The sequence below is a fragment of the Caproiciproducens sp. genome (assembly GCF_053840905.1).
This window is the reverse complement of record NZ_JBNLXQ010000002.1, coordinates 123,355-135,298: the sequence shown is the minus strand read 5'-3', so window position 1 is coordinate 135,298 and position 11,944 is coordinate 123,355. Positions and strand designations below refer to the sequence as shown.

The window sequence follows — 11,944 nt, the reverse complement described above, 5'->3', positions numbered from 1 at the left end:
ACCGGTCCGCTTCGGCTTCCGCTCCGAAAAACGGCCCGGAATATCCGGACCGGTCAAAGGAGGCAGGATTTTTCCTGTCTCCTTTTATTTTTTGTGCGTTCGGTAAAAATACAGCATCTCAGCATATTCGCTCACCCGCTGCTGGTCTGCGGGATGCATAGACCGTAACGTACCGGACAACGAGCTGAAGCAGCCGTTTTCCGTGGGTACGTCCAAAAGATAGTCTGCGGAGACATGATAAAAAACACAAATCTTTGCCAGCGTTTTATAATCCGGGCTGCGTTTATCCTGCTCGTAATTTCCGTAAACAGATGCGGAAATTCCCAGCTTTTGAGCCACGTCCGACTGTTTTAGGTCCAAATCCGTCCGCAATGCTTTCAATTTTTCTCCAAAAGATGCCCCCTTCAATTTTCACACCATCCTAAATAATATTTGTGATATCAAATAGTATAAAAGTAAATGGGAAACACTCTGATTAGATTATGCAAAATGTTGATTTTTACACTTGAATACTGCAAATTGCAGTATTATAATAAAATTTGTGATTAAGAAAAAACGGCAGGCGCGCGTACGTCAGAGAGAAAGGGGGGAGACGGCTGTTTCCATTAATACGCGGAAAAAAGAAAGAAGGAGTAAAAATGAAGATTCAGAAAAGGGCGCTGTCTTTGGTTTTAGCGCTCAGCATGGCCGTCACGGCTTTTTCCGGAACCGCGGTGTTTGCGGCGGAAGACACCGGAGACGGGGAGCCGGCCAAAGACAGCCAATCAGAACTCGCAAAGGGAGACGAGCTGTCATGGGACGGCGGCCTTTTGAAGACAAGCTTTACATGGAGCTCGGAGACCGGCATTGGCAGTGCAGACGCCAGCACCCCCAGTCCTACAGGCTATACTTACTACAGCGACGGGGCATATTTGAGGTTCCAGATAAAGGACAGCAATGAAAACATACTGAAATTTGCCGATGTATTTGGACCTTCGGACGAAGACAATGATACAAAAGGTGCTATGACCCTTCAGACTATAAAGGAAGAGGAAACAAACCCGCCTGTCAATGATATGGATGGGTCAAAGCGTGAGAAAGCAGATTGGAACGCAGACGAGGAATCCCAATTTAAAACCAATTTGCCAAACCCTGATGACTCCAACTATATTTTTTACGGACTCACTCAAAACAAGACGGACGGCACAAAAACAGTTGGATTCAACTCCGGGGATAAAAGAACTGTAAACATGACGTTAACGCCTCAATCAGATTTGGAACCCGGAACCTACACCCTGACTGTCGAAGCCCTTCAGCAGGGGAACGACGAGCCTCAGAGTGAAATATCTTACACTTTCGACACGGAAAAGGCTGCTGATGTCTGCTATGTAGGCGGGATGGGAGAAGACCATTTTGAGACTTTGTCCGAGGCTCTGGAGAAGGTTGCGGACAAGGGAACAGTTTACTTGGACAGTAATATTACCGTAGCGACGACCGTAGACGTCACAAAGCCCGTTACGATTGACGGACAGGGCCACACCATTACGGCGGCCGAGGACATTAAGGCAAGTAATCTGAGTGGAAAAAATCATGTGCTTGATATTTTCCAAACGCATGATGTTGCCCTCCACAACCTGACCATTGACGGTTCTAATAAAGCTCGGGGCGGAATTATCGCTTACAAAACGCAGGGGGTATGCCTTGAAGATGTCTCAGTTTCAAATTGCAAAATTGGTGTGCTCGTTGACAATGAGGCTTCCGTAACGGTCGACGGCAATTTGGAGCTGAAAAACAATGAGTGGGGCGGAATTAATGTAGACCCCAAAGACGGCGATAAGGATACAATAAAGTTAACCGTTGAAAATGACGCCACTATCGAATTTCAGTCACCATCGGACAAAGATACGCCGCCTGTTTGGGTGGACTTCCCGAACAAGCCGGAGACGGATGACGAGGCTTTAACGGATGCGAGGAAATTTGTTGAGCTTCCGGAAAATTGGGAATCCGTCTATTATCCGGATAAAGACAATGGGCAAGTATGGTTTTCCATTTCTTCAGCGTCGGAGAGCGCGGTGCTTCCTCTTAACACTTGGCAAGGCCCGGCGGGAAAATCCGGGCAGACACTGACCGCTCAAACAACACAGTCTTTTGTTTTCCCGTTCAAAACGACGGGCGGTATCAGCCTTTCCGAACTGCAGCTCGATATTTATCTGGGCGACAAAACAGGTGAAAATCGCGATTACAAGGAAGCGGTGCAGTTGAATCTTTTGGCGGATACGTCGGTACCCGCAGATTTTACTAAAGAAAGTTTAAATGCGCTGCTCGGACAGATTCCTGCGGAAAAGAAAACAGAAAAAGAAAATACAATCAAGCTTCTGGCAGCCGCAGGCGCTGAGTTTGACGAGACGGGAAAAGTTACCTCTGTAGATAAGCTAAATAAGAACATTTCCTATAAGCAAGCTACAGGAGGTATAGGAACATGGAGGATCAAGCTCGACACCACAAAGCTGAGTGAAAGCAAGATTGAGTTCCTTACCATGGTACGCGCCAGTGATGGAACGACATGGGGCAATAACAATTATGTTTCGTTCCCGGAAGAAACCAAGGCGTATTGCTATACCATTCAAAGTCAGGAAGCTTATGACGAGGCTGTTACGGAAGCGGCAGATGCTGTTAAAGCGCTTCTGCCAGCTGCCGATACGGATGTTACCGATCCGGATACGGCGAATGCGATCAAAGACGCGGTGTCCAACGTTCAGCGTTACGGCGAGGACGTTACGAAAAAACTGGATGCCGACGCAATCGATAACCTGGAGTCCCTGCTTGCGAAGCTGACGAAAGACAAGGTTTCTACAGGTGCAACCGCGGCGGCGCCCGAGGAAATGGATGAAAACGACAAGATTCCTGAAGTGTCTGCCGTATCCGGGCTTTTACTCGCTTCCGGAATCACGGGAGATGAGGAAGACGCTCAGGTCAGCCTGACAATGGAGCAGTCGGAGCCGACGGTTGAAGGCGCACTGCTCGCGTTTGATCTGAAGCTTACAGTGGCGCAGAGTGGGAGCGAGCCGGAGGAGATGGAGCCTGTGATTCCCGTAACGGTTACGTTCACACTTCCCGCCTCCTTTGTCTATAACAGTTCTAAGATTTATAAAATCCAGCATATGATCGATGAGGACGAGACGGAAATGCTGCCCCTTACCTTCAGTTCGGACCACAAGTCCGCTTCCTTTACGACGTCCTCTTTTTCAGCCTTTGCCTTGATTTCAACCCCGAAAAATTCGGGATCGGACCATGATTCGGATCATCATTCCAGTTCCGGTTCCAACTCCGGTACTCCCGCGACTCCATCCGCTCCGGGCTTTATCAGCGACACGACGATGGATTTCAGCGTGAACGGCGCCTATCAGTTCAGGATCACCAGTACGAACGGCGCGGCTCCGTCCCTTGTCGCCGGTACGGCCGGTGTGTTTGAAACACGGCTGGTCAGCGTTTCCGGCAGCGATTATTACTTCAAGCTGACGGCTGTCGGCAAACCCGGCGATCAGACCGGAATTTATGTCAATGGGATAAAGCTGCTGGTCGCCGCAGTGGGGGCCGCGGCTTCCTCTGTAGAGTGCGATACCACAAAGCCGATTCAGGTTTCCCGCGGAAAAACGTATGTTTTCAAACTGACATCTGATGAAAAACCGGCCTTTGTTTCGGGAAATTCCCAGGTGTTTCAGGTGAAGCTCCTAAAGCAATCCGGCAAGGATTATTTCTATCAGGTTACGGCAGTCGGTAAATCCGGGCAGGCGGCGGGATTCTATATCAATTCCGACAAAGCGCCCGTTGCGGTCGCCACTGTCGCTTAATCCGTTCCGATCCGTTCCCGCGGTGGGAAAAAAGAAAGAGGCTGCTGCAAAACAGCCTCTCAAAACAATAATGCACAAAAAATGCGCCGCGATTGGGCCTTCAAGCCGTTTCGGGGCGCATTTTCTTGTGCTTCAGACTATTGTTTTATGCCATTTGCCGGGAGCCGATCCCTATGAGTTCACATAAAATACTTTCTCATAATTTCCGGCATATTATTCAGGATCCTTTTAGTCGCAATCTTCGGAGCTACCGTCATCCCATCCCTGACCCACAGCAGATGGATGTTGACCGCCCCAAACGAATTGAACTGAATTGCGGACAGCAGCTCGTCCGTCAGTTCTCCGCGGCCGAAACGCTTTGCAATGGAGTTGATGTAATAATCCCGCGTATGTTGATAGAAAAAATCGGTAAAAGCATTTTGTCCCGAAAGCTCGCAGGCTTGCGTGTAATATTTTTTATTATCCAAAAAAAGATCAACGATATTCTGTATACAATCGAACCAGTCGCCGTTTTCATTGTATGCGTCTAAAATTTTATCCGCTTTCTTTCTGTATATCCAATCGATCAGAGCATACTTATCTGTGAAATGATTGTAAAAGGTCTGTCGGCTTACTCCGCTTTTTTGAACGATATCGGATACCGTGATTTTAGACAATGCTTTCTCATCGCAAAGCTCGAACAGCGTATCAGCAAGAATGGCCTGAATATCAAGTCCCATAGTAGTACCTCCATCTTCATAAAATTTACATAATGGCCGATCTGTCCACAAATAGATTTATCCGTGATTCCGTCTGGATATGGACAAATTAATAATATCATATATTGATTTGTTAATCAATAAACAAGAAAATATAGATGGATCAGATGGATATTTAAAGAAAAAATTGGAGGTTATAGACAATGGAGAACTACTATCCGCATTTGTTTCAAAAAGGCAAATTGGGACAGATTCCTACCAAAAACCGTATTGTCATGTCGCCGATGGGGGACAATATGGCCAATGCCGACGGGTCGGTAAGCGACCAGGAGATCGCATATTATGCAGAACGGGCGAAAGGCGGCGCGGCGGTGATCATTCCCGGGGTGGTCAGTGTCGATTATCCTCAGGGCAAGACCACACCGAATCAGTCTCGGCTGGACGGGCTCAAATATATTAAGGACTGGGAGCGTATGGCGCGCGAGATCCACAAGTACGGCGCTTTGCTGATCCCGCAGATTCATCACGCAGGCATGGCTACCGATTCCGCAACCTGCGATGGCATGAAGCCGGTCAAAATCAGTGAAGAAAGAGACACCGGCGAGCGCGTGCAGCAGGGTTCCAAATTAAAGGAAAACGCGGATGAGATTGAGCATGAGAACGAAATTCTGACCACCGCCAGGATGAAAGAGCTGGAGCAAAAGTTTATTCAGAGTGCGGTCTACGCGCAAATGGCCGGCTGCGACGGGGTTGAAATTCATGCGGCGCACGGTTATTTGATTTCTCAGATCCTGTCGCCCGGCACCAATACCCGTACGGACGAATACGGCGGTTCGCTGGAAAACCGTATGCGCTTCCTGCTCAACGTAATAAAAGGGATCCGGATTTCCTGCGGTCCGACCTTTATTATCGGAATGCGTCTGCAGGTACATAAATGGAGCAGCGACGGCATCACCGACGAGGAAAGCATCGAAGTGGCACAGGCGTGCGAGAAGGCCGGCTGTGATTTCATAGACGTCAGCGGCGGCTTTGCTCCCACCATCACGGCCCTGCTGGAAACCCAGCGCTATGAACAGGGCGATCGGGTTGGAATGAGTGAGCTGATCAAGAAGCATGTCGGCATTCCCGTGTTTGCTGTCGGAATGCTCAGAGAACCGTCTTTCTGCGAGGAAGTTCTGAAAAACGGTTCGGCCGATTTTATTGAGATGGGACGCTCTTTACTGACCGATCCTCAGTGGCCGAACAAAGCTAAAGCAGGAAAAGAAGATGAGATCTGCAAGTGCATTTCCTGTTTGGACAGCTGCTATGGAAATCTTGCAAAGTGCCAAAGCATCCGCTGTGCGTTGAACCCCAGCGTGGGCTATGAAAGCGAACTTGCTAAGCTGAGGCCCGCTGAAAAGAGCAAAAAGGTGGTAATCGCAGGCGGTGGTCTTGCAGGCATGCAGGCTGCCATAACCGCGGCCAAACGAGGGCATAAGGTCGTTCTCTTCGAAGCGGCGGACCGGCTTGGCGGACAAATGAACCTTGCATGCGTCCCTCCGCACAAGTCCTACATCAAATGGGCGATCCAATGGTTCAGCGAAGAGGTTGGAAGGCAGGACGTGGAAGTTCGGCTGAATAAGACGGCAAGCCTGTCTGAAATCAGGGCCTTGAATCCGGATGCTGTCTTTGTCGCCACCGGCGCGGTGCCTTTCATGATCCCGATTCCCGGCAAAGAACTGGCCGTGCAGGCGTGGGATATCCTGAACGATCCTGACGCGGCCCCACAGAACAAGCAGACTGTCGTGATCGGCGGAGGGATCGTCGGTTGTGAGGTAGCGGAGCTGCTGGCCGAAAAGGGAAACAAGGTAACGATTCTGGAAATGATGAATACTTTGGCCGCCGGGCTTGAAATGGCGAATAAACTGGATATGCTGAATGATTTCAAAAAGTCGGGGGTCGAAACTGTAACGGGAGCCGTCGTTCAGGAGATCACCAACAGCGCAGTCAAATATACCAAGGACGGTGTGACGATCGATGTTCCGGCCAGTTATGCCGTGGCCGCAGTCGGGCAAAAATCCGTTGGCTCCGAAATGGTTGAACAGCTTGAGAACGAGGGCATTGAAGTCGTGGTAATCGGCGATGCCGCAGGACCCGCAAAATTTGTTAACGCGACCACCACTGCTTTTTTTGCTGCAAATAATCTATGATCCGGCTCCGTAATACGGAAGTCTGAGACCAGGCCGGAATTTATGTCAATGGGATAAAGCTGCTGGCTGCTTAACCTATTCCAATCCGTTCCCGAGGCGGGGAAAAAGAAAGAGGCTGTTTTGCGACAGCCTCTTCATTTTTATCTTGACATAACAATAAATGTTATGGTATCATTCTAAACACAACAACTATTGTTATGTTGGAGGCCGATATGGAACGGAAAATCCTTTATCTTACCACGGAAAAGGAACTGAGAACTTATATGCACCCTCTGCGCCAAAAGATTTTGTTCCTTTTGGGGCGTAATCAAGACGGAATGACGGCAAAGCAGCTGGCGGACGCGCTGGGGGTTGCTCCGTCCAGCGCGGGGCATCATCTTGCCGAGCTGGAAGCCGCCGGTCTTGCGGAGCTTGCGCGCACCGAAAAAATTCACGGCTTTACGGCGAAGTTTTACCGGGCGACGAATGTGAGCGTCAGTCTGGGAAAGCTGCCCGCGGAGGCGGCGGGCGTCCGGCGCGCGGTGCTGCAGAACCATGTCAGCGAGAATTTTAACCGCTGGGCCGACACGATGGATTCCTCTGATAAAACCGGCATGCCGTCCTCTCCGGAGATCGGAGAACTTCTTTCAGGGACGCTCTATCTAAGCAAACAGGATATGGCTGTCCTGAACAGGCTCCGCGCCTTCTGCGACGCGCACGCGCAGCCGGCGGAGGGAACCGCGCCCTATGAATTCACATTGTTCTATGCCCGCACCGGGGATGAAGAATAACAATCTCACTTTAAGAACAGGAGCAGCTATGAAATTGAAAATCAAAGACAGCTTTTCAGCCTACAACGGCCTGCCAAAGGAGGTTTACCTGTTATTTGCCGCGCGCATCATCACCAGCATCGGTTCCTTTGTGCTCCCGCTCCTCACATTGATTCTCTCCCGGAAGATGGGCATGTCAAAAACGGAAACGGGGAATTTTTCCGCCCTCCTGCTTCTCTCCCAGGGGCCGTGCCTGCTTCTGGGCGGAAAGCTGATCGACGCGGTCGGCCAGAAAAAAATGCTGGTTTTCTGTCAGGCGCTGGGTTCCTTTTTTTATTTGATGTGCGGCTTTACAAAAGACCATACCATGATGCTGGTGTTTATTATCATTGCCGCCGACCTGTTTGTGGCCGCTTCCCCCGCGTATCAGACCATGGTGGCAAGGCTCACGGTTCCGGAAAACAGAAAGGCCTCCTACTCTCTTATCTATCTCGGAGTCAATATGGGTATGGCGGTCAGTCCGCTGATCGGCGGGCTGCTGTTTGAAAATCACCTGCCGCTTCTGTTCATCCTGGACGCGGTGACAAGCCTGCTGTCAACCGGCCTGATCGCCCGGCATATCAGGCTGCCGGAAGAAGACCGGCAAGCGGATGCCGATGCGGCCGGCCGTACGGACACCGGCGGGGGCGCTTCCTTAATCGCGGTACTGAAAAGCGCGCCGGTGCTGCTCTTTTTTCTTTTATTTCTGTTTATTTATGATTTTACCTATATTCAATGGAGCTTTATGCTGCCGCTGCAGTTCAATGAACTGTATGGATCGAACGGAGCCCGTTTTTACAGCTTTATCAGCATCGTCAACCCCGTGATCTGCACTGTCTTTACGCCGCTGCTGACGAAGCTGACGATGAAATACCATCCGCTTGCGGTTGCGACCGGCGGGGGAATCTGCTACTTTGCGTCTTATGTCCTGTTTGCCTTCGCGAAGAATATTCCCTTCTTTTTGATTGCCGGCACGCTGTACACCTTCGGGGAGATTTTAGTCGTGATCAATATCGGGGAATTTATTGCGGAGCGTTCCCCCGGCGCCCACCTCGGCCGCATCAACGCGGCGCGCATGTTTTTGCAGGGAGCCGCCAACGCGCTGGGGCCGCTGGTTATGGGAAGAGTCCTGTCCTTTTCCGGTTACCGCTCCTCCTGGCTGCTTGTGGCGGCGATTGTGTCGGCGGGTACGGTCGGAATGTATTTCCTGAATAAGAAAGACGCTCAGGCCCAGTCACTTTTAAATGGTACCGGCAGCATGACGGATCAGAAAGTATCCGGTGATTCTCCGTGACTTTGAGCGGTCGCTTCCTCCGTTCCAGTCCGTTCCCGAAAGGCAAAAAGAAACCGGCGCCATATCAGGTGCCGGTTTTCCGTATGTATGGGGCCTTTTTACAGCTTGAACTCCTCCGCGCTGTGCGGCTTGAGCGCCGGCATGCTCACGGGGGTGCGTTTTAAAGGGTCGTAGACAAAACGGCCGCAGCCGCCGTCGGGGTCGAGGTATTTTCCGAGCCTGCACACGCTTGCGCCGTCGAAATCGGAGCCGTTTGCGCAGTGCCTGCAGTCCGTCTCTATGTGATTGCCGAAAAGCTTTGCTTTCTTTTTCCCAAACATTTTGATTCTCCTATAGGATTTCCCGCCCGCCGTAAGCGGGCTGCTTTTTTTAAATTCCTGCATTTTCCATCAAAAATCTGACAATATTATTATAACATTATTCTTCGTTCATTTCCAGCTTTTCGCGCGGCAGACTGAAAATCAGCGCGGCGCAGAGCGCGATCAGCGCGGCGGCGGCGGGAACGGAGCCGGAAAAGTCCCCCGCAAGCTGCTGGGACGTTGTGCTGAACACTTCCACATCCTCCGGAAAGATGCACAGCAGAGCCTGGGTGAGCGCCGCGGCGGTAACGCCGTGGAGCAGGCGGAACAGCATAAAACGGGGCAGGTTCACACGGATATTGGAAACGGCGGACAAAATCTGGAAATGGACGCAGATGCCGCCCCAGCCGATCGCGAGCGAAACCGCCCACAGCGGCGCCCCAAGCTTCGCAAGGTCGGAGCAGCCGCCCGTTACCTCCAGCAGAGCCGAAAGCACCGCGGCGGCGCGCGGCCCCGCCGCCCACTGGCGCAGCAAATTCAGGAAGGCCGCGAACAGGATAACAAAGCAGCACATGCTGAGCATGGCGCGCGCCGCGTCCGCTGCGGACAGAATCAGGGCGTCCGCAGCCCGGTTCCTGACGCGCTTTTTCCCCGCCCGGGGAGCGGGAGCCTCGTTTTCCGCGCCGATGCCGCATACAAGGGCCAGAATCAGGGATGCGGCAAGCTGTGAAATCAGCAGGATGACCCCTGAGCGCTCGTCGTGCAGAAACCCGGCCCCAACGGCGGTAATGACGAACGCGGGGCCGGAATTGACACAGAAGCAGAGCATGCGGGAAGCCTGTTTTTCGCTGACGGAGCCGTTTTCATAAAGCGCCGCGATGCCGCGCGCCCCGGTCGGGTATCCGCCGATCGCGCTCATCAGAATGGTCGCGGCACAGCTGCCCGGCAGCTTCAGAACACTGCGGCACGGAACCTCAAACACCCGTCCGATTTTTTCCGACAGCCCGCTTTTGACCACGAAAACGGAAAGCACCATAAACGGATACAGCGAGGGCACAAGAATCTGCAGGCAGTATCCGATTCCGTTTTTAGCCCCCGCCGCCGCCGCCGCGGGAAAGATCAGCAGCGCGCAGGCGGTCAGAAACGTCGCGGTCAGCAGCAGACCCTGTTTTATTTTCATGACGATCCACCCTTTCATAACCTTATATATATGTCTGCCGCCGCGCGGATATTTACGCCGTCCGCCGCATAGGCTTTATAGGATAAATTCGATGTAGGGCGGGGATTCAATTGGAGAAAAAAATCAATATCCGCAAGCTGACGTCAACGATGCAGATGCCCACTCATATGGAGATAAACGGAAATCAGGAAGTGATTGTCGACGGCTGCGGCGGCGTGCTGGAATACGACACCGAAGCGGTCAGAATCAAGACGGGAAAACTGATTGTGCGCTTCACGGGGCGCGGCCTGGTCATCAAATGCCTGACGGCGGATTCCCTGGTGGTAACGGGATTCCTGACAGGAATTGAGTTTCTTGTGTGAGGTGGCGGGATGATTTCTTTACATTTGACGCGCTGGCTCCTTGGCTACGCCCGGTTTTCCGTTGTCGGCGGCAGCAAGGAACGCTTTCTGAACAACTGTGCCCGTGCCGGGATCTATCTTTGGGATATCGCGGCGGGAAAAGAGGGAGGAGCCTGCGTCGCCGTAAAAAACTACCGCGCGCTGCGGCCCTGCGCGCGAAAAGCGGGCGCAAAGCTGAAAGTCCGCGAGCGGCACGGCTTTCCGTTCGCTACGAAGGGAATCCGCAGGCGCAGGGGGATTCTGGCGGGCGCCGTTCTGTTTATGGTGATCGTCCATCTGCTGTCGCTCCACGTCTGGAGCATCGAGGTCAAAGGGAACGCCTCCATCCCGACCGAACAGATCGAGGCGGAGCTGGTGCGCCTGGGCGTCACGCCCGGCGTGCTGAAATCAAGCGTACAGCCCCAGATGCTGCAGCAGAAGCTCATGCTGAAATTTCCCCGGATCGGGTGGCTCTCGGTCAACACCAGAGGATGCTCCGCGGAGGTCCGTCTGGAGGAAAAGGTCGACCGGCCGCTGATTGTCGGCGACAAACACGAAACGATCTGCAATATCAAGGCGGCCCGTACGGGCCAGATCCTTTCCATGGACGTTTACACCGGCACCGCGCAGGTCAGCGAGGGCGACGCCGTTGTGGAGGGACAGCTGCTGATCAGCTGTGTTGTCGAGGATAACCTCGGCTACTCCACGCTCAGGCACGCGGCCGGGAAAATCGTTGCCGAAACCGCCCGTACCCTTTCGACTGAAGTCGATTTGAAGCGAAGCGAGGTGAAGCCAACGGGGAAAACGCTCACGCGCAGGTGCCTGTGCCTGTTCGGCGCGCGCGTGCCGCTCACCTTTGCGGGAAAGCCGCAGGGAAACTACCGGACACAGGGCGTCCGCACGGACCTGAAGCTGATGAATTCCGTCCTGCCCCTGAGCTTTTACGAGGAGAAGTGGACGGAGGAAAGAACGGAAACTATCACGCTGACAAAAGAGCGGGCGCTTGCCGAGGCAAAGGAGCGGATGGAACAGAAAAAGAAGGAGGAACTGAAGGACGCGAAGATCATTTCCGCCAGCGAGGACGCCAGATTTACCGATGCAAAGCTGATTTACACCATTCAGGCAAAATGCGAAGAAAATATTGCCCGGGAATCGGAAATATTAATAAAATAATGATATTTTTATGATATTTTTGTCACGAATCATGGTGACTTAATAGGCTTACTGTGTTATAATGGACCTAATTTATCGGAGGGAAGGTTTTCCACCGCTGGGCAAATCTTCAA

Annotated in this window: 10 protein-coding genes; 6 read left to right on the top strand and 4 right to left on the bottom strand. The window is 52.2% G+C overall.

Annotation, left to right across the window (positions count from 1 at the left end; translation table 11 throughout):
- Positions 1–84: 84 nt before the first annotated feature.
- Positions 85–381 (bottom strand): helix-turn-helix domain-containing protein, encoded by a 297-nt coding sequence (locus ACQGQ5_RS02365; RefSeq protein WP_455734993.1) that lies wholly within the window; start codon positions 379–381, stop codon positions 85–87.
- A 257-nt stretch (positions 382–638) separates the two neighbouring features.
- Here ACQGQ5_RS02365 and ACQGQ5_RS02360 point away from each other — a divergent pair, with 257 nt between their 5' ends.
- Complete coding sequence (locus ACQGQ5_RS02360; RefSeq protein ID WP_455734992.1) at positions 639–3,830, top strand: hypothetical protein; 3,192 nt, start codon at positions 639–641, stop codon at positions 3,828–3,830.
- Between the two features lie 179 nt (positions 3,831–4,009).
- On the opposite strand, the gene ACQGQ5_RS02355 is transcribed toward ACQGQ5_RS02360, so the two are convergent.
- The gene (locus ACQGQ5_RS02355) at positions 4,010–4,549 is read right to left on the bottom strand and encodes a TetR/AcrR family transcriptional regulator C-terminal domain-containing protein (RefSeq protein WP_455734991.1); all 540 of its coding nucleotides are present in this window, start codon (positions 4,547–4,549) and stop codon (positions 4,010–4,012) included.
- Positions 4,550–4,731: 182 nt separating this feature from the next.
- On the opposite strand from ACQGQ5_RS02355, the gene ACQGQ5_RS02350 reads away from it, so the two are divergent.
- The 3 genes from ACQGQ5_RS02350 to ACQGQ5_RS02340 all read left to right on the top strand — a co-directional run bounded on the left by ACQGQ5_RS02350 (position 4,732) and on the right by ACQGQ5_RS02340 (position 8,799).
- Entirely contained in the window at positions 4,732–6,717 is a 1,986-nt protein-coding gene (locus ACQGQ5_RS02350) for an FAD-dependent oxidoreductase (RefSeq protein WP_455734990.1), read from the top strand.
- A 212-nt stretch (positions 6,718–6,929) separates the two neighbouring features.
- Entirely contained in the window at positions 6,930–7,487 is a 558-nt protein-coding gene (locus ACQGQ5_RS02345) for a winged helix-turn-helix domain-containing protein (RefSeq protein WP_455734989.1), read from the top strand.
- Positions 7,488–7,515: 28 nt separating this feature from the next.
- Complete coding sequence (locus tag ACQGQ5_RS02340; RefSeq protein WP_455734988.1) at positions 7,516–8,799, top strand: MFS transporter; 1,284 nt, start codon at positions 7,516–7,518, stop codon at positions 8,797–8,799.
- A gap of 98 nt (positions 8,800–8,897) precedes the next feature.
- Here the strand turns inward: ACQGQ5_RS02340 and ACQGQ5_RS02335 are convergent, their stop codons facing one another.
- Positions 8,898–9,119 carry a hypothetical protein gene (locus ACQGQ5_RS02335; protein ID WP_455734987.1) on the bottom strand — a complete coding sequence of 74 codons (222 nt, stop codon included), beginning with the start codon at positions 9,117–9,119 and terminating at the stop codon, positions 8,898–8,900.
- Positions 9,120–9,216: 97 nt separating this feature from the next.
- A complete protein-coding gene (locus ACQGQ5_RS02330; protein WP_455734986.1) occupies positions 9,217–10,278 on the bottom strand; it encodes a nucleoside recognition domain-containing protein in 1,062 nt (353 codons plus the stop codon).
- 110 nt (positions 10,279–10,388) lie between these two features.
- On the opposite strand from ACQGQ5_RS02330, the gene ACQGQ5_RS02325 reads away from it, so the two are divergent.
- Positions 10,389–10,640 carry a YabP/YqfC family sporulation protein gene (locus ACQGQ5_RS02325; RefSeq protein WP_455734985.1) on the top strand — a complete coding sequence of 84 codons (252 nt, stop codon included), beginning with the start codon at positions 10,389–10,391 and terminating at the stop codon, positions 10,638–10,640.
- Positions 10,641–10,649: 9 nt separating this feature from the next.
- A complete protein-coding gene (gene yqfD / locus ACQGQ5_RS02320; protein ID WP_455734984.1) occupies positions 10,650–11,831 on the top strand; it encodes a sporulation protein YqfD in 1,182 nt (393 codons plus the stop codon).
- Positions 11,832–11,944: the final 113 nt, after the last annotated feature.